This is a genomic window from Amycolatopsis sp. WAC 04182, from assembly GCF_003947465.1.
Taxonomy (GTDB): Bacteria; Actinomycetota; Actinomycetes; order Mycobacteriales; family Pseudonocardiaceae; genus Amycolatopsis.
The window spans coordinates 328,035-350,567 of record NZ_QHJJ01000002.1 but is presented as its reverse complement, the minus strand read 5'-3'; the positions used below and the strand labels follow the sequence as shown (position 1 = coordinate 350,567).

Below are 22,533 nucleotides of genomic sequence, written 5' to 3'. Positions count from 1 at the left end.
GGCGGTGCGACCTGCCCTCGGGCAGGCCGCACCGGTCATCGAATGTCGTTACTTGATGGTCTGGTAGACCACGGTGCTGCCGTCATCCTTGATGTTGTCGGGGTAGACGCCCAGCCCGCCGTTCTTGTCCAGGTCGATGTCCACGGAATCCTTGTAGGCCTTCCACACCAGCTCGGAGCAGTTCAGCTTCCCGTTGTTGTTGTACTTGTTGTTCGCGAAGTCGGCGTCGTAGGCCAGCCCGCGGAACTTGTTGTAGGCGTGGTTGGCCGCCTTGTCACGGCTCGACTGCTTGGCGTTGACCGACATCTTGTAGATGGGGCCGCATTTTTTCAGCGTGGACGCCGTGACGGACTTGCTCTTGCTGCCCTTTCCGGGTGCCTCCACGATCGTCTTCGTCGTGTAGTAGATGCCGACGTGGTTGTGCTTGAACACGGAGGTCTTCGCGTAGGAGTGGAAGACGTCTCCCTTGTTCCGCGCGTTTCCGACCGTCTTCTTCGTCTTGCAAGCGCCGTCGTCGGAGGAAGCGATGCCGATCTCGCTCGACGCGGCCGTTTCCGCGGCCTGGGCGGGCGCGGCGAGCAGGCCGAACATCGCCGTTCCCGCCATTACCGCGGTCGCGGCGGACGACGTGATGATTCTCCCGAATTTGCCCATGATTTCCCCACTCTTTCAACCAGAGGACAGCGGTACCCGACCGAATTGCGCGTATGCGCGAAAGTGCGGGCCGCGATCTGTTGACAGAGTTGAAACTAACGGCTTCGGGGAGCCGTGGGAGTCCGGTGAACGCCTGACAGTCCGGCCGTCGCTCAGTTCGACGTGACGAGGTAGCCGACCACCGCGGCCTCCAGGACGAGCACCAGCACGGCGATCACCACGAGTCCCAGGCGGCGTTCCCGGCGTGAACGATCGGACTCGGTCACCATGGGTCGCTCCCTCTGTGCTCTCGGTGTTCAGCGGTGGGCTGGCGTCGGTACTTTTCCACGAGAAGTATCGGTATCCCGTACGCCCCCGGCAAGGCCCCGGTAATCTCCCGCGCATGGCGGGTTCGGATGGACCGCCCCGGTGGTCCATGAGCAGCCCGGGCGCGAAGACGTACGCGAAACCGGACACCGGGTTCGCGTGGCTGCGGATGTTCGGGGCGATCCTGGTCGTCTTCGAGCACTGTTTCCCGATCATCGAACCGACCCGGATCACCAGCCTGCCGCCGAGCTGGAACATCTCGCTGGGGTACTTCGCGCTCATGGCCTTCTTCGCCATGAGCGGCTACCAGATCGCGGACAGCTGGCGGCGTGACTCCTCGTGGTGGCGTTACCTGCTCAAGCGGGTGCTGCGGATCTGGCCGCCGCTGCTGTTCGTGGTCATGGTGACGGCGTTCGTGATCGGGCCGCTGGTGACGGTGCTCAGCCCGCACGAGTACTGGGGGAATCCCGGCACCTGGGGTTACGTGGTGAACAACGCGATGCTGTACCCGTTGCAGCATCTGCTGCCGGGGGTGTTCACCGAGAACCCGTACCCGTACTCCGCGAACGGTTCGATCTGGACACTCCCGATGGAGACCACCGGATATCTGATCGTGCTCGTCGTCGGACTGGTGGGCGGGCTCGCGCGCGGACGGATCGTCCTGTTCCCGCTGCTGCTGGCGTTCATGGTGGCGGACGGGTTCATCGGGGCCTCGGTGGGCTTCCACGGCGACGCGGGCTCGTTGTTCAGCGTGCCGCTGGGGTCGATGGTGGCGTTCCTGGTGGCGTTCGTCGCCGGCATGCTGATGCACGCCTACCGGGACCTGATCCCGTTGCGCCCGGCCGTCGCGTACGCACTGGTGGCGCTCTACCTCGTCGCGAACTTCACCCCGCCCATCGAACCCGCGACGCGTTTCATCCTGCCCATCGCCGCGGGCTACGGCGCGATCACCTGGGCGTACCACTGGCCGCGCCGGCTGGACGGCTACGACCAGTGGGTCTATCCCAGTTACGGGATGTACGTGTGGGGAATGCCGGTGCAGCAGCTGTACACCCTCGCCGGGGTCCGCGATTCGTACCTGCTGATCGTGCTCGCGGTGCCCACCGCATACGTCTGCGGGGTGGTCTCCTGGCGGCTGATCGAACGGCCGACCCAGAAGCTGCGGATCTACCTCCGGGTGCCGGACGAACCCCGGTCCGGCACCGGAAGACCCGCGTCGAACCCGGACACCGAGATCACCCAGGTGATTCCGGCCGTCCCTCCGCCGCCTCGCCGACCGGCGCCTCAGGTCGCTCGCTTCGGGCCGCGGCCCGGGGCACCGGTGCCGCCCTTGGCCCACGGCCGGGAACACCGGAACTGACGAGCCCGGACCGATCCGTTTTTGTCGGGGCCCGGTGGTAGGAACGATCCGTGATCCCCAAGATCGATATCCGGCAGCGCCGTGCCCGCCTCGCGACGCGTCATCGCCTCGTCACGCCCGCCGAGTCGGTGCACGCCGCCGCGGACGCGGTCGTCGCGCTGCACGCCACGGATCCGGCGTCGGTGCACCTGTCCGCGTGGGCGCGCGTCAAAGGCGACGGCGTCGCGGAGCTGGAAAGCGCGCTCTACGAGGAGCGCACGCTGATCCGGATGCTCGGCATGCGCCGCACGGTCTTCGTCCTCGGTCACGAGAACGCGGCGCTCGTGCAGGCCGCGTGTTCCGCCGACATCGCCAAGAAGCAGCGCCGCCTGCTCGAACAGCACCTCGGCGCGCAGGGACATCCGGAGAACGTGCCGGAGCCGGAGCGCTGGCTCGCCGAGGTCGAGGACGCGACCGAGCGCGCGCTGAAGGCCCGCGGTTCCGCCACGGCACAGCAGCTGTCCGAGGACGAGCCGCGCCTCAAGCAGCAGCTGTTGATGGCCAAGGGCAAGCCGTACGAGGCGATCGCCAACGTCACCAGCCGTGTCCTGTTCCAGCTCGCGGTCGACGGCCGCATCGTGCGCGGCCGCCCGCGCGGCAGCTGGATCAGCAGCCAGTACTACTGGGCCCCGATGGCGGGCTGGCTGCCACAGGGCCTCGCCGAATGGGACGCCGACGCCGCCAGGGCAGAGCTCGCCCGGCGGTGGCTCTACGCCTACGGTCCCGCCCCGATCGCGGACCTCCGTTGGTGGACGGGCTGGACGGCGGGCCAGACGAAGAAGGCCCTCGCGGCGATTCAGCCGGCCGAGGTCGATCTCGACGGCGTTCCCGGCGTGGTCCTCGCCGACGATCTGGAGCCGGTCGACGAGCCCGCCCCGTGGGTCGCGCTGCTCCCGTCCCTCGATCCGACGTCGATGGGCTGGATCGAGCGCGACTGGTATCTCGGCCCGCACAAGGCACCGTTGTTCGACGGCACCGGGAACATCGGGCCCACCGTCTGGGCCGACGGCCGCATCGTCGGCGGCTGGGCGCAGCGCCCGGACGGCGAGGTCGTCCACCACTTCCTGGAGGACGTCGGAGCGGACGTCGAACGGGCCGTCGAGGCGGAGGCGAACCACCTGGCCGAGTGGTTCGGAGAGGTGCGAGTCACGCCACGAATGCGGACACCGCTGGAGCGACGGCTAGCACAGGGAAGCTGAGAGTTTCGGCAAGACGGCCTGGTAGCGATGGTCTTAATCGATTCTTGACCTGACCCACCGAGTGGTGGAAGTCTCGTCAGGGCAAAGAGGGTCGCCCGAGCACGCACGCTAGGGTTGCGCCCGAGTAAAGGACGTCTTACCGGGGCGATCCCGGACGAGTCTCAAGGGAGTGGCAGCAGTGACGGTTCGCGTAGGTGTCAACGGCTTCGGCCGCATCGGCCGCAACTTCTTCCGGGCCGTGCAGGCCGCCGGTCACGACATCGAGGTTGTCGCGTTCAACGACCTCGGCGACGTCGCCACCATGGCCCACCTGCTCAAGTACGACTCCATCCTCGGCCGTTTCCCGGGCGAGGTCAGCGTCAGCGACGAGGGCATCGTCGTCGACGGCAAGACGATCAAGGCCCTCGCCGAGCGCGACCCGGCCAACCTGCCCTGGGGCGACCTTGGCGTGGACGTCGTCGTCGAGTCGACCGGTTTCTTCACCACCGGTGACGCCGCCAAGGCGCACCTCGCCGGTGGCGCCAAGAAGGTCATCATCTCCGCGCCCGCCAAGGGCGAGGACCTGACCGTGGTGCTGGGCGTCAACGACGACAAGTACGACGGTTCGCAGAACATCATCTCGAACGCGTCCTGCACCACCAACTGCCTCGGCCCGCTGGCCAAGGTGCTGAACGACGCCTTCGGTGTCGAGCAGGGCCTGATGACCACGATCCACGCGTACACGCAGGACCAGAACCTGCAGGACGCGCCGCACAAGGACCTGCGCCGCGCCCGCGCCGCCGCGCTGTCCATGGTCCCGACCTCGACCGGTGCCGCCAAGGCCATCGGCCTGGTCCTGCCGGAGCTCAACGGCAAGCTCGACGGCTACGCGGTCCGTGTCCCGGTCCCGACCGGTTCGGCCACCGACCTCACCGTCACGCTGACCAAGAGCGCGACCCTCGACGAGATCAACGCCGCGTACAAGGCCGCCGCCGAGGGCCCCCTCGCCGGCATCCTGCGCTACAGCGACGACCCGATCGTTTCGGCCGACATCGTCACCGACCCGGCGTCCTGTATCTACGACGCGCCGCTGACCAAGGTCATCGGCAACCAGGTCAAGGTTGTCGGCTGGTACGACAACGAGTGGGGCTACTCGAACCGCCTCGCCGACCTCGTCAAGCTCGTCGGCAACAAGCTCTCCTGAGCCATGGCGCTGAAGAACCTCGAAGACCTGCTGGGCGAGGACGTCTCAGGCCGGTTCGTACTCGTACGGGCAGACCTGAACGTCCCGCTCGGCAGCTCTGATGGCGACGGCCCGCAAGCGACCGTCGCGGACAAGATCACCGACGACGGCCGCGTCCGCGCGGCCCTGCCGACCCTCAAGCGCCTCGCCGAGGCGGGCGCGAAGGTGGTCGTCACGGCGCACCTCGGCCGTCCCAAGGGCGAGCCGGACCCGGAGTTCTCGCTCGCGCCCGTCGCCGCGAAGCTCACCGAGTTGCTCGGCGTCGACGTCCCGCTGGCCGGTGACCTGGTCGGCGAGTCCGCCAAGGCCACCGTCGCCGGTCTGACCGACGGCCAGGTGGCCCTGCTGGAGAACGTGCGTTTCGACGCGCGCGAGACCAGCAAGGTCGAGGCCGAGCGGCAGGAGCTGGCCGCCGAGCTGGCCGCGCTCGTCCCGGGCGGCGCGTTCGTGTCCGACGGTTTCGGTGTCGTGCACCGCAAGCAGGCCTCGGTCTACGAGATCGCGCGGGCGCTTCCTGCGTATGCAGGCGGTCTGGTGCTGGCCGAGGTCGACGTCCTCAAGAAGCTGACCGAGGACCTCGCGCGCCCCTACGTCGTCGTCCTCGGCGGCGCGAAGGTGTCGGACAAGCTGGGTGTCATCGCGAACCTGCTGACCAAGGTCGACAGGCTGCTCATCGGCGGCGGCATGGCGTACACCTTCCTCAAGGCCCAGGGCCACGAGGTCGGGAACTCGCTGCTGCAGGAGGACCAGCTGGAGCAGGTCCGCGGCTTCCTCGCCGAGGCGGAGAAGCGCGGTGTCGAGCTGATCCTGCCGGTGGACGTCCTCGCCGCGACGGGCTTCGCCGCCGACGCGGAGTTCGACGTCGTCGACGCGAAGGCCATCCCGGCCGACCGCATGGGGCTCGACATCGGCCCGAAGTCGCGGGAGCTGTTCGCGGGCAAGCTGGCCGACGCGGCGACCGTGTTCTGGAACGGCCCGATGGGCGTGTTCGAGTTCGAGTCCTTCGCCGGCGGCACCCGTGCCGTGGCCGAAGCGCTGGTCGAGAGCGACGCCTTCACCGTGGTCGGTGGGGGAGACTCCGCCGCGGCCGTGCGGCAGCTCGGCCTGCCGGAGGACGGTTTCTCGCACATCTCGACCGGCGGCGGCGCGTCGCTGGAGTACCTGGAGGGCAAGGAACTGCCCGGAGTCGCTGTGCTGGGAGAGAACGACTAGTGGCGCGCAAACCGCTCATCGCCGGCAACTGGAAGATGAACCAGAACCACCTCGAAGCCATCGCGCTGGTTCAGAAGATCGCCTTCGCCCTGCCGGAGAAGTACTATGCGAAGGTCGACGTCGCGGTCTTGCCGCCGTTCACCGACATCCGCAGCGTCCAGACGCTGACCGACGGCGACAAGCTGTCGCTCACCTACGGCGCCCAGGACCTGTCGCCGCACGACTCCGGTGCCTACACCGGTGACGTGTCGGGTCCGATGCTGGCGAAGCTGGGATGCAGCTTCGTCACCGTCGGGCACTCGGAGCGGCGTGAGTACCACGGCGAGTCCGACGAGCTGGTGAACAAGAAGGTCAAGGCGGCGCTCAAGCACGGCATCACGCCGATCCTGTGCGTGGGGGAGAAGCTCGAGGTCCGCGAGGCGGGCGAGCACATCGCCCACACCACGACCCAGCTGGTCGAGGGCCTCAAGGGGCTCAAGGCCGAGCAGGTCAAGGACGTCGTCGTCGCCTACGAGCCCGTCTGGGCGATCGGGACCGGCAAGGTCGCGACCCCGCAGGACGCCGAAGAGGTGTGCGGAGCCATCCGCGCCACCCTCGCGGAGAAGTACGGTGCCGAGGTCGCGTCCTCGGTCCGCGTGCTCTACGGGGGCTCGGCCAAGGCCAACAACATCAGTGACCTCGTCGCCTGCGAGAACATCGATGGAGCACTCGTCGGTGGTGCCAGCCTGGATGGTGACGAATTCACCAAACTCTGCGCACTCGCCGCGGGCGGGCCCCTGCCCTGATCGGGGCACCTACCGGGTAACCTGGGTATCCGGTCCGTCACACAGCAGTGGACGAGTCCAGGAGTACGGTGTGTCCTGGTGGCCATGAGCCGCCTGTGCACACCGTTTTCCTGCATTCTCCAAGAGCGCAGAGGATGACATGAAGCTGTTCCTGCAAATCCTGTTGATCGCCTCCAGCGTGCTGCTGGTGGTCGCCGTGTTGCTGCACCGCGGCCGTGGTGGCGGTCTGTCTTCGCTGTTCGGTGGCGGTATGCAGTCGAGCCTCTCCGGCTCGAGCGTGGCCGAGAAGAACCTCGACCGGATCACGCTGCTGCTGGGCGCGGTGTGGCTGATCAGCATCATCGGCCTCGGGCTCCTGCTCAAGGTCTGATCGATCCAGGTGTTTCGGCGTGCCTATGGGGGGCGCGCCGCCGATCCCTATAGGTGTGAGGATTCATGGTTGGCGGTAACGCGATTCGGGGCACCCGTGTGGGTGCCGGTCCTTCGGGCGAATCGGAACGGGGTGAGTCGGCGCCGCGGCGCCGTATTTCCTACTGGTGCGCCAACGGGCACGAGGCACAGCCTTCGTTCTCGATGGACGCCGAGATTCCCGACGAGTGGGACTGCCCGCGCTGCGGGCTCCCCGGTGGGCAGGACGAGAAGAACCCTCCTGCCGCGCCGCGGACCGAGCCTTACAAGACTCACCTCGCGTACGTGAAGGAACGGCGTTCCGACGCCGACGGCGAGGCCATCCTCGCCGAGGCGCTGGAGCGGTTGCGCCAGCGCCGGGAGATCTGAGACTCCCCGAGGCCTAGCGGTCGAGCGGGTACCGGGCACGCACCCGGAACCCGCCGTCCTCGGTGTCGGCGGTCTCGAAGCTCCCACCCAGCAGTCGAGCGCGTTCGGCCAGCCCGGTCAGCCCGTGTCCTCCCGAGGGCAGGGCCGCACCGGGGGTCCGGGCGCGCTCGTTGCGTATTTCGACCTTGAGCGAACCGTGCTCGCCCTGGATCCGGATGGTCGCGGTGGCGCCGGGCGCGTGTTTGTGCACGTTGGTCAGGCATTCCTGCACGGTCCGGTAGGCCGCCGCCGAAACCTGGCTGGGCAGGAGGTCGGGGATCCGCTCGACGGTCAGATGCACCGGGACGTCCGAGCCGCGGATCAGCCGGTCGAGTTCGTTGATCCCCGGCCGTGGCCCGTCGTCTTCGGAGCCCGAGCGGAGCACGCTCACGAGTGAGCGCAGTTCCTCGAGCGTCTTGGTGCTCAGCTTCCGGATGACCTGCGCGGTTTCGAGCGACCGGGCGTCGGTGGTCTGCGCCTGCAGCGCGCCGGCCTGCATCGCGATCAGGGTGATCTGGTGCGAGACGACGTCGTGCATCTCCCTCGCGAGGCGGGCACGTTCCTCCGCGCGGACGGCGTCGGCGTGGAAGCGGCGCTCGCGGTCGCGGCTGGCGGCGAGTTCGGTGAGCTTCTGCGAGATCTCGGTCCGCGCTCCGATGAGCAGGCCGATGGCCACCGGCATCCCGGCGACGATGACGCCGTAGATCCCGTCCAGGACGTGTTCCCGCCAGCTGAGCTCGACGAAGTCGGCCAGCGGCCACTGGACGAACCGGCAGGTGAAGACCAGGGCGAACCCGGTCCACGTCTGCCAGTGCATCTGTTTGCGGGTGGCGAGGAAGCCGAGCGCGATCATCGCGGCCAGCTGTGACCAGCCCGCCAGGAACCCGGGGACGGTGACGATCACCGCGAGGAACGGCAGCTTGCGCCGGAAGGCGAGGCCGAGGCAAGCGGCCCCGGACAGGTAGATCGAATACGGCTGAGCCTTCTCGGGGATCACCAGCCACACGTCGAGCGCGGCCAGGAAGATCGCGAGTGTGTCGATGCCCAGCGCGACCAGCGCCGGGCGTTTGATCTTGGCGAACGAAATGACCCCGGCGGCACGGCGCATCCGGTCGGCGGCGTCCGCTCCGGAGCCGCCCACCGAGATACCTGGCATCGAGAGACCCTCTGTGCTCATCGCTGGCGACCTCACTCGTCTTGTGGACTTGGATGGTGAGACGTGTTCTTCGCCCGATCGGGACGCGCAGGAACGAACAAATGTGCGGATGCTAACGGGTGGATGTACAAGGGCGGTAAGTTTCCCCCAGTCGGGCTAGCGACTGTCCGGTCACTGTCCGCTCTGCGGACAAGTGCATGAACGTTCGGTCGGTCGAATCCACACCGGACCACCCGGGCTCGGTGGTCCGTTGATCGTTTCGACGCGCGAACAAGTCCTCTCTGATGCCGAAGCCCCCGGAAGTTGATCCATGTCACGTTTCGTGGCCGCGCGGTGACCCAGCCGCGCGAAGTCCGTGAAGGCCTCCTTCACTACCTTCAGCGTAGGGAAGGAGGCCTTCACGGACTTCCGCCATGAGGGTGTCACCACCGCAGCCACCGGGTGGGTCGTGATCGAAGGCGTAACTCGCGTGTTGCGCGTCCAATCACGCGAGTTACGTCTCTGATCACGCGAGTCACGCCTTGGGGCACCTCTCCCGGAGCCACCCGAAGCGCGTGAAGGCCCCCTTCCCTCGGCTCAGCCGAGGGAAGGGGGCCTTCACGCGCGAAAGGGTCAGCCCGTAGGCGGCTGGTAGACCTTCGTGAGTTTCGAGGCGGAACCCCGGTCCAGCAGCCAGAGCGTGCGACGCGAGCCGCGGGCTCCCGCCACCGGGATCTCGACCTCGCCGGCACCGGCCAGCGCCTGCGCGACGGCGTCGGCCTTGGCGTCGCCGCCCGTGACCAGCCAGATGTCCTGCGCGCGACGGATCGCGGGCAGGGTCAGCGAGATCCGGGTCGGCGGCGGCTTCGGGCAGTCCCGTACCGCGACGACCGAGCGCTCCTTCTCGTGCACCGCGGGGCTGTCGGGGAAGATCGAGGCGGTGTGCCCCTCCCCGCCGAGGCCCAGCAGCATGATGTCGAACGCCGCGTCGTTGGCCGCCAGGACCTCCGCGTAGGCCGCTGCCGCGGCGTCGACGTCGTCGCCGAACTCGCCGTCCGAGGGTGCCATGGCGTGCACCCGCTTCGGGTCGAGCGGGACATGGTCGAGCAGCGCCTCGCGGGCCTGCTTCTCGTTGCGGTCGTCCGAGTCCGCCGGGACGAAGCGCTCGTCGCCCCAGTAGAGGTCCAGACGTGACCAGTCGATGGCGTCACGCGCACTGGAGTCGCGCAGTTCGCGCAGGATCGCGATCCCGGTGCCGCCGCCGGTGAGCACCACCGAAGCGGAGCCCTTGGCGGCTTGGACGTCGACGATCCGGGTGACCAGCCTGGCCGCCGCGGCGGCGGCCAGGAGGTCCGGGTTCTCGTAGACGACGACCTCGGTCTTGCTCATGAGGTGCTCTTCGCGGTCTTGACGGGCGCCTTCTTCGCCGCCGGAGCCGTCTTCTTCGCCGGAGCGGCCTTGGCCGCGGTGCCCGACGAAATCTTGCCCAGCCCGTTCAGCGAAGCCTCGTAGACCTCGTCCGGGTCGAGCCGCCGCAGCTCCTCGATCAGGCAGTCCTTGTTGTTCCGCCGCTGCAGGGCGATGCGGCGCGTCGGCTGGCCCGGCTGGGTCAGCGTGCCGACCCGGCCATCCGGCCGGTGCAGTTCCACCGGGCCGGAACGCCGGTCCAGCGTCACCGAGATGATGCCCGCGGCGCCGCTGCTCTTGACCCGCTTCACCGGCACCTTGAGGTACTCGGCCAGCCAGCCGGCGAGCAGTTCGGTCGACGGCGAGTCGGCCTCACCGGTCACGGTCGCGCCGGTGACCTTCTCATGCGGCGGAAGGTCCAAAGCGGACACCAGCTGTGCGCGCCAGCTGGTCAGCCGGGTCCACGCCAGGTCGGTGTCACCCTCCACATAGGACTTCGCCCGCGTGGTGAGTGCCCTTATGGGCGCCTTTTCCGCCGCCGAGTCGGTGATCCGGCGCTGTGCCAGCTCACCGAGCGGGTCCTTGGCCGGAGCCTTCGGACCGGTGCCCGGCCACCAGGTGACGATCGGCGCGTCCGGCAGCAGCAGCGGCACGACCGCGCTCTGTCCCTGCGAGGCCAGCGGGCCGTAGAGCCGCAGGACGATGACCTCGCTCGCGCCGGCGTCGCCGCCGACCCGGATCTGGCCGTCGATCCGCGGCGCCGCGGTCCGCGCGCCCTTGGCCACCACGATCACCCGCGAGGGGTGTTCCCGGCTGGCCTCGTTGGCGGCCTCGATCGCCTCTTCGAGTTTGTCGTCGTCGTCGGCCACTATGACCAGCGTCAGCACCCGGCCGAGCGCCACCTGCCCGCCCTGTTCGCGGATCTCGACGAGTTTCTTGTTCAGCTGCGACGTCGTGGTCGACGGCAGGTCGATGATCACGGACGCCTCCAGTTCCGGCCGGTACGCTCCAGCATTTCGTCCGCGGACGGCGGTCCCCACGAACCGGGCGGGTACGCCTCGGGCGCGCCCTTCTTGGCCCAGTGGTCGAGGATCGGGTCCAGGATCTCCCAGGACAGTTCGACCTCTTCGTTCACCGGGAACAGCGACGGTTCGCCGAGCAGCACGTCCAGGATGAGCCGTTCGTAGGCCTCCGGGGACGACTCGGTGAACGCGTGCCCGTAGCCGAAGTCCATGGTGACGTCGCGGACCTCCATCGTGGTCCCCGGCACCTTCGACCCGAACCGCAGCGTGATGCCCTCGTCGGGCTGCACCCGGATCACCAGCGCGTTCTGGCCCAGTTCCTCGGTCGAGGTCGAGTCGAACGGCAGATGCGGCGCCCGCTTGAACACCACGGCGATCTCGGTGACCCGGCGGCCCAGCCGCTTGCCGGTGCGCAGGTAGAACGGAACCCCCGCCCAGCGGCGGTTCTGCACCTCCAGCGTCACCGCGGCGTAGGTCTCGGTCGTCGAGTCCTTCGCGAAACCGCCTTCCTGCAGCAGGCCCGGCACCTTCATGCCGCCCTGCCAGCCGCCCGCGTACTGTCCGCGCGCGGTGGTCTCGTCGAACGGCGCCAGCGGCTTGGTCGCGGAGAGCACCTTGACCTTCTCCGCGCGGAGAGCGCGCGGAGCGAACGAGACCGGCTCCTCCATCGCGGTCAGCGCGAGGAGCTGCAACAAGTGGTTCTGGATGACGTCGCGTGCGGCGCCGATGCCGTCGTAGTACCCCGCGCGGCCGCCGAGACCGATGTCCTCGGCCATGGTGATCTGCACGTGGTCGACGTAGTTGGCGTTCCAGATCGGCTCGAACAGCTGGTTCGCGAACCGCAGCGCCAGCAGGTTCTGCACCGTCTCCTTGCCGAGGTAGTGGTCGATGCGGAACACCGACTCCTCGGGGAAGACGTCGTTCACGATCCCGTTGAGCTCCTTGGCGCTCTTGAGGTCGCGGCCGAAGGGCTTCTCGATGACGACCCGGCGCCAGGTGTCCTCACTCGCCTCGGCGAGGCCGGAGCGGGCGAGCTGCTTGGTCACCACCGGGAACGCGCTCGGCGGGATCGACAGGTAGAACGCGGTGTTGCCACCGGTGCCCCGTTCGGCGTCGAGGTCCTTGACCGTCTGCGCGAGCCGGTCGAAGGCGTCGTCGTCGTCGAAGGTGCCCTGGACGAACCGGATCCCTTCGGCGAGCCGGTTCCACACCGACTCCTTGAACGGCGTCCGCGCGTGCTCCTTGACCGAGTCGTGCACGAGCTCGCCGAAGTCCTGGTGCTCCCAGTCCCGGCGGGCGAACCCGACGAGCGAGAACCCGGCGGGCAGCAGCCCGCGGTGGGCGAGGTCGTAGATCGCCGGCATCAGCTTCTTGCGGGCGAGGTCACCGGTGACGCCGAAGATCACCAGGCTGGACGGCCCGGCGATCCGCGGCAGCCGCTTGTCGCGCGGATCGCGCAGCGGGTTGTTCCAGGCTCGTGTCACTCGCCGGCCTCCTGTACCGCGCGGACCAGTCCGGCCAGGCCGGCGGCCCGGTCGGTGAGGTGCAGGCGCAGCACCGGACGGCCGTGCTCCGCGAGCACCTGGCCGTCACCCAGCGCCTGGGCGTGCTGCAGGACGCCGAGCGTGTACGGCCGGTCCGGAACGTCGAGATCGTCCTCGACGGCGCCGGTGATCTGCAGGAAGACACCGTTCTGGTGCCCGCCCTTGTGGTACTGCCCGGTCGAGTGCAGGAACCGCGGCCCCCACCCGAAGGTGGTCTGGCGGCCGGTCCGCTTGGCGATCTCGCCGCGCAGGACCGCGGTCGACGCGTCGTCGAGCCGGTCGAGGTACGCCTGCACCGCGATGTAGCCGGTTTCCGGTGCGGAATCGAAGAAAGCCCGCAGGATGTCCGCGAGCTTTCCGTCGGTGGCAACGCCTTCCGAGCCGAACACCTCGACCGCGCCGTCCACAGTGGACGGCTTCTCGCCGCCCTTGAGCGCGTCCGGGTTGTCCAGCAGGGAACGAGCGGCCTTCTTCGCGGCCTCGACGTCGGGCTGGTCGAACGGGTTGATCCCGAGCAGCCGCCCGGCGAGCGCGGTCGCGAACTCCCACAGCAGGAACTGCGCGCCGAGCGAGCCGGTCACGGAGATCTTCGCCGCGCCTTCCGCCGGTCCGACCGCCACCGGGGTGGCGTCGGCCTTGGCGTCGGCGAATCCGGGAGCGCTCGGGCCCTCGACGGCGACCGGCAGGAGACCGGTGCCCTGCTTGCCGGTGGATTCGGCGATCAGCTGCTCCGCCCAGTCGGCGAAACCCTTGATACCGGAACCCGTGTCACCGATGACGACCTTCTCGGCGCCCTTTTCGTGCGCCGCGACCCACGCCGACGCGAGCTTGACCGCGGGGTTGTCCACGGAGTCGGCGGCCAGCTCGTCGGCCACCGAAGCGGCCTGGTCGAGCAGGCGGGCGACATCCGCGCCGGCGAGCCCGGCCGGGACGAGCCCGAACGCGGTCAGCGCCGAATAGCGGCCGCCGACGTTCGGGTCGGCGAGGAAGACCTTGCGGTAACCCTCCTTTTCGGACAGTTCCGCGAACGGCGAGCCGGGGTCGGTGACGACCACGATCCGCCGGGCCGCGTCGATGCCCGCGTCGGCGAAGGCCTTCGCGAAGATCCGCCGGTGGCTGTCGGTCTCGACGGTGCCGCCGGACTTCGACGACACGACGATGACCGTGCGCTCCAGGTCACCGGCCAGCGCGTCGGCGACCTGGCCCGGGTCGGTGGTGTCGAGAACGGTCAGCGCGACTCCGTCGGTCGCGGTGATGACCTCGGGGGCCAGCGACGAACCACCCATGCCCGCGAGGACGACGCGGTCGACGCCCTCGGAACGCAGGTCGGTCCGCAGTGCCTCGATCTCGCCGATCAACGGCCGCGAGGACTTGTGCAGCGTCGTCCACGAGAGACGGATCGACGCTTCGGACTCGGCTTCGGGACCCCACAGTGTGGCGTCCTGGGACGCCAGTTTCGATGCGACCTGGTCGGCGACGAGCCGCTCCGCGAACGGAGCGGCTTCGCCGGCCAGGGCGGCGTCGACGATTTCGACGCCGGTCGTTTCCCCTGCCATGGTCCAGATCAGTCCTTTGCCTTTTCCAGCTGCCCGGTGACGGTCTCGAGAAGCTCCACCCAGGACTTCTCGAACTTCTCGACGCCCTCGTCCTCGAGGACCTTGAACACGTCGTCGATGTCGATGCCGACCACCCGCAGCTTGTCGAAGACGACCTGCGCGTCGGGGCCCTTGCCGGTCACCGTGTCACCGGTGATCTCGGCGTGGTCGCCCGCGGCTTCGAGGGTCTTCTCCGGCATCGTGTTGACCGTGTCCTTGACGACGAGCTGGTCCACGTAGCGGGTGTCGGAGTACTGCGGGTCCTTCACGCCGGTGGAGGCCCACAGCGGACGCTGCGCGTTCGCGCCGGCCTCGGCGAGCGCCTTCCAACGGTCCGAAGCGAACAGTTCCTCGAACGCCGCGTACGCGAGACGCGCGTTGGCGATGGCGGCCTCACCGCGCAGCGCGGTGGCCGCGTCGGTGCCGATCGCGTCGAGGCGCTTGTCGATCTCGGTGTCCACACGGGACACGAAGAACGACGCGACCGAGTGGATGCCCTTGAGGTCGTGGCCGTTGGCCTTGGCCTGCTCCAGCCCGGCGAAGTAGGCCTCGATGACCGCCCGGTACCGCTCGACCGAGAAGATCAGCGTGACGTTGACGCTGATGCCCTCGGCCAGGGTCTTGGTGATCGCCGGGAGACCTTCTTCGGTGGCCGGGATCTTGATCAGCACGTTCGGCCGGTCCACGGTCTTCCACAGGTCCTGCGCCTCGGCCACCGTCTTGTCGGAGTCCTTGGCCAGGCGCGGGTCCACCTCGATGGACACCCGGCCGTCGACCCCGTTCGTGGCGGTGTAGACGTCGCGGAACAGGTCCGCGGCGTTGCGCACGTCGGTGGTGGTCAGCTCGCGGATGGTGGCCTCGACGTCGGCGCCGCGGGCGGCGAGCTCCTTGGTCTGCTCGTCGTACGCCTCGCCCTTCGACATCGCGTTGGCGAAGATCGTCGGGTTGGTGGTCACGCCCACGACGTGCTTGTCGCGGATCAGGTCGGCGAGGTTGCCGGTGTTCAGGCGCTCACGGGACAGGTCGTCGAGCCAGATCGAGACGCCTGCCTCGGACAGCTGAGCGAGCTTGTCGTTGCTCATGCTTTCCCCTTCAGTTCTTGGTGTTGGCGATCGAGCGACGGGCGGCCTCGACGACTGCCTCCGCGGTGAAACCGAACTCACGGAACAGTGTGGCGGCGTCGGCCGACGCACCGAAGTGCTCGATCGAAACGTTCACCCCGGCGTCACCGGTGAAGCGGTGCCACGACTGGGCGATACCGGCTTCGACGGAGACGCGTGCCTTGACCGACGGCGGGATCACGGCGTCCTTGTAGGACTGATCCTGCGCGTCGAACCACTCGACACACGGCATCGAGACGACGCTCGCCGGGATGCCGTCGGCCTCGAGGGTCTTGCGGGCCTCGACGGCCAGCTGGACCTCGGAGCCGGTCGCGATCAGCACGACCTCGGGGTTGCCGTTGGACGCCTCGGCGAGGACGTAACCGCCCCGCTTGACGCCTTCGGCGCTGGTGCCCTCCAGCACCGGCACGTTCTGCCGGGTCAGCGCGAGACCCGACGGGTGGTGGACGTCCTCCAGGACGGCCTTCCACGCGTACGCGGTCTCGTTGGCGTCCGCCGGGCGGACGACGTTGAGGCCCGGGATGGCGCGCAGGGCGGAGAGCTGCTCGATCGGCTGGTGGGTGGGGCCGTCCTCGCCCAGGCCGATCGAGTCGTGCGTCCACACGTAGGTGACCGGCGCCTTCATCAGCGCGGCCAGCCGCACGGGCGGGCGCATGTAGTCGGAGAAGATCAGGAACGTCGCGCCGTAGGGGCGGGTGCCGCCGTGCAGCGCGATGCCGTTGAGGATCGAGCCCATCGCGTGCTCGCGGATGCCGAAGTGCAGCGTCCGGCCGTACGGGCTGGTCTTCCACATCTCGGTGGAAGCCTTCTCCGGGCCGAACGAGTCGGCCCCCTTCATGGTGGTGTTGTTGCTCTCCGCGAGGTCCGCGGAACCGCCCCACAGCTCGGGAAGCGGCTCGGCGAGCGCGTTGAGCACCTCACCGGAGGCCTTGCGGGTCGCGATGCCCTTGGCGTCCGGCTCCCACTTCGGCAGGTTGTCCGCGAAGCCCTCGGGCAGCGTGCGGGTCGACATCCGGTCCGCGATCTTCTTGCGCTCCGGGTTCGCGGCGCCCCACGCCTCGAACTTCTCCTGCCATTCGGCGCGGGCGGTCTTGCCGCGGTCGACGGCCTGGCGGGTGTGCGCGATGACCTCGTCGTCGACCTGGAAGCTCTGCTCCGGGTCGAAGCCCAGGATTTCCTTGACCGCGGCGACCTCTTCGGCGCCGAGCGCCGCGCCGTGGGCCTTGCCGGTGCCCATCTTCTTCGGCGCCGGGTACCCGATGACGGTCTTCAGCGCGATGAACGACGGGCGCTCGGTCTCGGCCTTCGCGGCCTTGATGGCCTCTTCGATCGCGACGACGTCTTCGCCACCCTCGACGACCTGGGTGTGCCACCCGTAGGCCTCGTAGCGCTTCACGACGTCCTCGGACAGCGCGATCTTGGTGTCGTCCTCGATCGAGATCTCGTTGTCGTCCCAGAAGACGATCAGGTTGCCCAGCTCCTGGCGGCCGGCGATCGAGGAGGCCTCGGCGGTGACGCCCTCTTCGATGTCACCGTCGGAAGCGACGACGTAGACGTAGTGGTCGAAGATGCTCTCGCCCTGCGGGGCGTCCGGGTCCAGCAGGCCGCGCTCGCGGCGGGCCGCCATCGCCATGCCGACCGCGTTGGCCAGGCCCTGTCCGAGCGGGCCGGTGGTGGTCTCGACGCCCTTGGTGTGCCGGTACTCCGGGTGACCCGGGGTCTTCGAGTCCCATTTGCGCAGCTGCTTCAGGTCTTCCAGCTCCAGGCCGAACCCGGCGAGGTACAGCTGGATGTAGAGGGTGAGGCTCGAGTGACCGGCGGAGAGGACGAAGCGGTCGCGAGCGGGCCACTCGGGGTCCGCCGGGTCATGACGCAGCGTCCGCTGGAAGAGCGTGTACGCGAGCGGCGCCAGGCTCATCGCGGTGCCGGGGTGACCGCTGCCGCAGTTCTCGACCGCGTCCGCGGCGAGCACCCGAACGGTGTCGACGGCCCGCGTGTCGAGGTCGGTCCAGTCGGCGGGCACGTTGCGCCGGAGGAGTGGGTTCTTCTCGCTGGTAGAGGCGGTTTCGGACACTGAACTCGAACTCCCCGTCATCAGGTTGTGGCTTCTCTTCCCTCGTGGGTAACCCACGTGTACCGCTACTAATCTCAATCGATCCGGAAGGGACGATATTCCTGGTCCGGGCCGTTCGCAGAGGTACGCCGCGAGCTACCGCGGCCAGCCTAATGGTTCGGCCGGTCGAGGACCCGCGATCACCCTCTGGAAACAGCACGTCTAACATCGGGGAAGGGTTCAGAACACTCCGGATCCGGGGCCGCCACATCACCCGGAAGCCTGGTGGGCCCCGCCCCGAAAACTGACGCAGGGAGTGAAATGTCGTTGGTGAACGCTGCGCACGGACGCAGTGACAGCACCAGCGCCGTACATCCGACCGGTGAACGACCGCACGGTGGCCGGCGAACAATCCGCCAGGTCGTCGGCGCGTACGCCGCCCTCGCGAAGCCCAGGGTGATCGAGCTCCTCCTGGTCACCACGATTCCCGCGATGTTCCTGGCAGGCCGGGAAATCCCGTCGCCGTGGCTGGTGCTCGCGACGCTCGTGGGCGGCACCATGGCCGCGGGCAGCGCCAACGCCTTGAACTGCGTCATCGACGCGGATATCGACAAGGTGATGAACCGCACCAAGCGGCGCCCGCTGGTGAAGGAATCGGTGCCCCGGCGCGGCGCGCTGATCTTCGGTCTCGTGCTCGGCGTCCTGTCGTTCGTCGTGCTCTATTTCACGGTGAACCTGCTCTCGGCGATCCTCGCGATCGTGACGATCCTCTTCTACATCTTCGTCTACACGCTGGTGTTGAAGCGGCGAACGTCACAGAACGTCGTCTGGGGCGGTGCGGCGGGCTGCATGCCGGTCGTCATCGGCTGGGCCGCCGTCACCGGCACCGTCGAGTGGCCCGCGTTCGTGATGTTCGGCGTCATCTTCTTCTGGACCCCGCCGCACACCTGGGCGCTGGGCATGAAGTACCGCGACGACTACGAGCGCGCCGGCGTGCCGATGCTGCCGGTGGTCGCCACCCCGCAGCACGTGGCGCGGCAGATCGTCATCTACTCGTGGGTGATGGTCGCGTGGACGCTGCTGCTGGTCCCGGTGACGAGCTGGATCTACACGACGTTCGCGATCCTGGCGGGCGGCTGGTTCCTCTTCTACGCCCACAGCCTGAACGCGGCGGTGCGGCGCGGCGAGGAGACCAAGCCGATGTCGCTGTTCCACCGGTCGAACACGTACCTGATGATCGTGTTCGTCGCGCTGGCCGTCGACTCGGCGATCGGGCTGCCGGCCATCGGGCTGCCTTTCTGATCATGTAGCGCGTGAAGGCCCCCTTCCCTCGGCTCAGCCGCGGGAAGGGGGCCTTCACGCGTGGTGGGGTTTGCGGGCCCCGGCCTCAAGATCACCCGAGGACGTGCGGCCGCTTGTCCTGAAGGACTCCTTAGAGACGATGAGCGTTCTGAAGTCGTCCTTCAGGACGTTCGGCCCCCTGGCCGTTCCCAAGGGGTGGCGCGCGTTGCCGGTCCGAGCTACCCGTCCGTACCGTCCGGCGGAGTGACGAGTACGACCGAGCGCCCGGCCACCGTCCGAGCCGGGCGCGCGACCATGGCGGTCGCCTGCCTGATCGTCTTCACCGCGCAGATGGCGACGACGATCTATCTCCCCTCCCTCCCGATGGTCGAGCGCGATTTCGGGGTGTCGCGCAGTGTCGCGGCGCTCTCGGTGTCGCTGTTCGTCATCGGCGCGGCGGCGCCGGTGGTGCTGTGGGGCCGGGCGGCCGACCGTCTCGGGCGCCGGGCCGCGATGCTGGCGTCGCTGGGCCTGTTCGTCGTCGCCAGTGCGGTCCTCATCGTCAACACCTCGCCCACGTGGCTCCTCGTTCTCCGTTCCCTGCAAGGGATCGGTGCCGGAGGCGCGGCCATCGTCGCCCGGATCGCCGTGCGGGACCTCGGCGACGGCGACGCGCTCGCCCGACGGCTTTCGGTGCTGTCCATCGCGTTCGTCACGGCGCTCGGCGGCGGGCAGTTCGCCGGCGGGCTGATCGGCGGGTGGCAGGGCGGTTTCGCGGTGCTGACGGCGGCCGGTGTGCTCTGTGTCCTCGGCACGCTGACGATCCCGCTCGCCAAAGGCCGCGTGGAGAAGACCGGGATGCTCCGGATCTACCTCCGGATCCTCGCCGTTCCGGCGTTCCTGCGGCCGACGATCGCGGCCGGACTCGGCTTCGCGACGATCGTGCTCCTCCAAGAGGTCTCGCCGTTCGTCTTCCAGCAGCACTTCGGGCTGAGCGTCGACCAGTACGGCGGCCTCGGCCTCCTCTTCGGACTGGCCTACTTCGCCGGTGCGCTGCTGGTGAACCGGCTGGCCGGGCGCAAGGGATCGCCGTGGCTGATGCGCGCGGGCGCGCTGGTCATGACCGGCGCCGGCCTGCTGACGATCGTCTTGTGGCTCGTGCCCGCGATCCCGCTCACGGCCGCGTTCGTGACGTTCGTCGCGCTCTACTGCGGGACCACGTTCGGCCAGGCCGCGCTCTTCCCGAGCAGTATGGCCGTCGCGGTGAGCGAGGTGCCCGGGCACGGCGCGTACGCCGTCGCGCTGTGCGGGTTCGTCGCGCAGTCCATCGCGGGTGTCGCGGCCACTTTCGCCGCGCTGCTCCACGAGAACGTCGTGTGGGCGAGTGTGGCCACCGTCCTGTCCCTCGCCGCCTTCCTCCTGGTCCGGGTGAGAGTGCGGGAATGAGATGATGGCGGGCGCCGTTGTAACTCGTTCGGCCCCTGTCCCACCTCTCGAAAGCAGGCTGCTTTTGTCCGTGTCCCCGGACCGGGAACCCGACGCGCTCGAGCAGGACGTCGCGCTCGAGCAGCAGTACGTCACCACCCTCTACCGCAAGCTCGACGCCGAACGCGTCGACGCGCAGCGCAGGCTCGACGAGACGCTGCGCCAGACCGGCGGCACCCCGCAGGCGCGCACCGAACGCGACGTCGCCACGACGCTGTACACCGACAGGCTGGCCCAGCTGAGCTCCGTCGAGCAGGGCCTGTGCTTCGGCCGCCTCGACTTCCTGCCGGAGCACGGCGAGGAGACCACCTACATCGGGCGGCTCGGGCTGTTCGACGAGGACGACGACTACCGTCCGCTGCTCGTCGACTGGCGCGCGCCGGTCGCGCGGCCCTTCTACCTCGCCACCGCCGCTTCACCCGAAGGTGTGCGGCGGCGCCGCCACATCCGGTCGCTGAGCCGGAAGGTCGTCGGCGTCGACGACGAGATCCTCGACCTGTCGGCCGCCGACCAGGGCCAAGACCTCGGCCTCGCGGGCGAGGCGGCGCTGCTGGCCGCGCTCGAACGCCGTCGCACCGGCGAGATGAGCGACATCGTCGCCACCATCCAGGCCGAACAGGACCGCATCATCCGCGCGTCGCCGAACGGCGTGCTCGTGGTCCAAGGCGGCCCGGGAACCGGCAAGACCGCCGTCGCGCTGCACCGCGCGGCATACCTCCTCTACACGCATCGCCAGCAGCTCACCACGCGCGGCGTGCTGGTGGTCGGGCCGAACAGCACGTTCCTCCGCTACATCGGGCAGGTCCTGCCGTCGCTGGGCGAGACCGGGGTGCTGCTGGCCACGATCGGGCAGCTGTACCCGGGGCTGGACGCCGACGGGCCGGTCACCCGCGAGGCCGCCGAGATCAAGGGCCGTCCGGTGATGGCCGACGTGCTCGCCAACGCGGTCCGAGACCGGCAGCGCGTGCCGGAACCGGTGCTGGAGATCGAATTCGAGCGCGAGATCCTCATGCTCGACCGCAAGACCTGCACCGAGGCGCGGACGCGGGCCCGCCGGTCGCGCCGTCCGCACAACCTCGCCCGGCGGATCTTCGTCTCGGACCTCCTCGACGCGCTGACCCGGCAGGCCGCCCGCAAACTGGGGGAGGACCTGCTCGACGCGCGGGACGTCCAGGACATCCGGGCGGAGGTCGCCGCGGACCGGAACGTGGCCGCCGCGATCGACGGGCTGTGGCCGAAACTCACCCCCGAGATCGTGCTCGACGAGCTGTTCGCCGACCGCGAACGGTTGCGCAGCGCGGCCGGAAAGGCCCTGTCGGACACCGATCGTGAGCATCTCTACAGCCCGACGGACGCGAAGTGGAGCCCGTCGGACGTCCCGCTGCTCGACGAACTCGCCGAGCTGCTCGGCGAGGACGACACCGAAGCCCGCGCCGAGGCCGCTCGTCGCGAGCGGGAAGACCGCGCCTACGCGGAAGGCGTGCTCGACATCCTCGAACAGGACGAGGAGATCGTCGACGAGGAACTGCTGCGGGTGGGCGACGTCCTCGACGCGGAGCTCTTCGCCGAGCGTCAGCAGCGCCGCAGCGAGATGACCGCGGCGCAGCGGGCCGCCCAGGACCGGACGTGGACCTTCGGGCACGTGATCGTCGACGAGGCACAGGAACTGACCGCGATGGACTGGCGGCTGCTGATGCGCCGGTCGCCGAACCGGTCGATGACGCTCGTCGGCGACGTCGCCCAGACCGGGGCGGCCGGTGGCGCGCGGACGTGGGGCGAGGCGCTTTCGCCGTATGTCGCCGATCGCTGGCGGCTCGAAGAACTGACCGTGAACTATCGGACCCCGGCGGAGATCATGGCCGTCGCGTCCCGGGTGCTCGCCGAGGTCAACCCGGAACTGGAGGCGCCGGTTTCGGTGCGGGAGACGGGTTTCGAACCTTGGCTGCGGTCCGTGGACCCGGCGGATCTCACCGCGGAACTTCCCGGCCTCGTCGACGCCGAACTGTCCGCTGTGGACGGTGGGACCGTCGCCGTGCTGTGTCCGTCGCCCCTGGTCGCTTCGCTCTCGGAGACGCTCGGCGAAGCGGGGGACCGGGTGTCGGTGATGCCGGTCGAGCGGGCGAAGGGCCTGGAGTTCGATTCGGTGCTGCTGGTGTCCCCGGACGAGGTCGTCACCGAGTCACCGCGCGGGCTCAACGATCTTTATGTGGCCCTGACCAGGGCGACCCGGCGGATGGGCGTAGTGCAGACCGGTGACCTTGTTCCCGCGCTGGGCCTAATGGACTAAGCAAGTTTGT

18 protein-coding genes are annotated in these 22,533 nt (G+C 68.9%); 10 read left to right on the top strand and 8 right to left on the bottom strand.

The window, feature by feature from the left end:
- Positions 1-48 precede the first annotated feature (48 nt).
- Positions 49-654: a YiiX/YebB-like N1pC/P60 family cysteine hydrolase gene (locus DMH01_RS08785; protein WP_125674965.1), complete on the bottom strand. Its 606-nt coding sequence runs from the start codon at positions 652-654 to the stop codon at positions 49-51.
- 382 nt (positions 655-1,036) lie between these two features.
- Here DMH01_RS08785 and DMH01_RS08780 point away from each other — a divergent pair, with 382 nt between their 5' ends.
- The 7 genes from DMH01_RS08780 (at position 1,037) to DMH01_RS08750 (ending at position 7,554) form a co-directional block, all read left to right on the top strand.
- Complete coding sequence (locus DMH01_RS08780; RefSeq protein ID WP_233621455.1) at positions 1,037-2,320, top strand: acyltransferase; 1,284 nt, start codon at positions 1,037-1,039, stop codon at positions 2,318-2,320.
- 50 nt (positions 2,321-2,370) lie between these two features.
- On the top strand, positions 2,371-3,558 hold the full coding sequence (locus tag DMH01_RS08775) for a winged helix DNA-binding domain-containing protein (protein WP_125674963.1): 1,188 nt from the start codon (positions 2,371-2,373) through the stop codon (positions 3,556-3,558).
- A gap of 178 nt (positions 3,559-3,736) precedes the next feature.
- Positions 3,737-4,741, top strand: coding sequence for a type I glyceraldehyde-3-phosphate dehydrogenase (gene gap, locus DMH01_RS08770; protein ID WP_125674961.1), 1,005 nt, complete (start codon positions 3,737-3,739; stop codon positions 4,739-4,741).
- 9 nt (positions 4,742-4,750) lie between these two features.
- Entirely contained in the window at positions 4,751-5,992 is a 1,242-nt protein-coding gene (pgk, locus tag DMH01_RS08765; RefSeq protein WP_305016642.1) for a phosphoglycerate kinase, read from the top strand.
- Positions 5,992-6,777, top strand: a complete 786-nt coding sequence (tpiA, locus tag DMH01_RS08760; RefSeq protein WP_034311753.1) for a triose-phosphate isomerase — start codon at positions 5,992-5,994, stop codon at positions 6,775-6,777. The genes pgk and tpiA overlap by 1 nt, the downstream gene beginning before the upstream one ends.
- Positions 6,778-6,916: 139 nt before the next feature.
- Positions 6,917-7,147, top strand: a complete 231-nt coding sequence (gene secG, locus DMH01_RS08755; protein ID WP_016333144.1) for a preprotein translocase subunit SecG — start codon at positions 6,917-6,919, stop codon at positions 7,145-7,147.
- A 65-nt stretch (positions 7,148-7,212) separates the two neighbouring features.
- Positions 7,213-7,554 (top strand): RNA polymerase-binding protein RbpA, encoded by a 342-nt coding sequence (locus tag DMH01_RS08750; protein WP_034311760.1) that lies wholly within the window; start codon positions 7,213-7,215, stop codon positions 7,552-7,554.
- A gap of 13 nt (positions 7,555-7,567) precedes the next feature.
- Here the strand turns inward: DMH01_RS08750 and DMH01_RS08745 are convergent, their stop codons facing one another.
- From DMH01_RS08745 to tkt, 7 genes are all read right to left on the bottom strand, one after another.
- The gene (locus DMH01_RS08745) at positions 7,568-8,770 is read right to left on the bottom strand and encodes a sensor histidine kinase (protein ID WP_199745413.1); all 1,203 of its coding nucleotides are present in this window, start codon (positions 8,768-8,770) and stop codon (positions 7,568-7,570) included.
- 591 nt (positions 8,771-9,361) lie between these two features.
- The gene (gene pgl / locus DMH01_RS08740) at positions 9,362-10,117 is read right to left on the bottom strand and encodes a 6-phosphogluconolactonase (RefSeq protein WP_125674957.1); all 756 of its coding nucleotides are present in this window, start codon (positions 10,115-10,117) and stop codon (positions 9,362-9,364) included.
- On the bottom strand, positions 10,114-11,115 hold the full coding sequence (opcA, locus tag DMH01_RS08735) for a glucose-6-phosphate dehydrogenase assembly protein OpcA (protein WP_125674955.1): 1,002 nt from the start codon (positions 11,113-11,115) through the stop codon (positions 10,114-10,116). The genes pgl and opcA overlap by 4 nt, the downstream gene beginning before the upstream one ends.
- Positions 11,112-12,641, bottom strand: coding sequence for a glucose-6-phosphate dehydrogenase (zwf, locus tag DMH01_RS08730; RefSeq protein WP_125674953.1), 1,530 nt, complete (start codon positions 12,639-12,641; stop codon positions 11,112-11,114). Before zwf ends, opcA begins: the two co-directional genes overlap by 4 nt.
- Positions 12,638-14,257, bottom strand: coding sequence for a glucose-6-phosphate isomerase (locus DMH01_RS08725; RefSeq protein WP_125674950.1), 1,620 nt, complete (start codon positions 14,255-14,257; stop codon positions 12,638-12,640). Before DMH01_RS08725 ends, zwf begins: the two co-directional genes overlap by 4 nt.
- 8 nt (positions 14,258-14,265) lie before the next feature.
- A complete protein-coding gene (gene tal, locus DMH01_RS08720; protein ID WP_125674948.1) occupies positions 14,266-15,378 on the bottom strand; it encodes a transaldolase in 1,113 nt (370 codons plus the stop codon).
- A 10-nt stretch (positions 15,379-15,388) separates the two neighbouring features.
- A complete protein-coding gene (gene tkt, locus DMH01_RS08715) occupies positions 15,389-17,491 on the bottom strand; it encodes a transketolase (protein WP_125674946.1) in 2,103 nt (700 codons plus the stop codon).
- A gap of 300 nt (positions 17,492-17,791) precedes the next feature.
- Between tkt and DMH01_RS08710 the strand changes: the two genes are divergently transcribed.
- From DMH01_RS08710 to DMH01_RS08700, 3 genes are all read left to right on the top strand, one after another.
- Positions 17,792-18,772, top strand: a complete 981-nt coding sequence (locus DMH01_RS08710) for a heme o synthase (RefSeq protein ID WP_037344026.1) — start codon at positions 17,792-17,794, stop codon at positions 18,770-18,772.
- Between the two features lie 243 nt (positions 18,773-19,015).
- Positions 19,016-20,197 carry an MFS transporter gene (locus tag DMH01_RS08705; RefSeq protein WP_233621454.1) on the top strand — a complete coding sequence of 394 codons (1,182 nt, stop codon included), beginning with the start codon at positions 19,016-19,018 and terminating at the stop codon, positions 20,195-20,197.
- A gap of 70 nt (positions 20,198-20,267) precedes the next feature.
- Complete coding sequence (locus tag DMH01_RS08700; RefSeq protein WP_125676625.1) at positions 20,268-22,523, top strand: UvrD-helicase domain-containing protein; 2,256 nt, start codon at positions 20,268-20,270, stop codon at positions 22,521-22,523.
- The last annotated feature ends 10 nt before the right edge of the window (positions 22,524-22,533 follow it).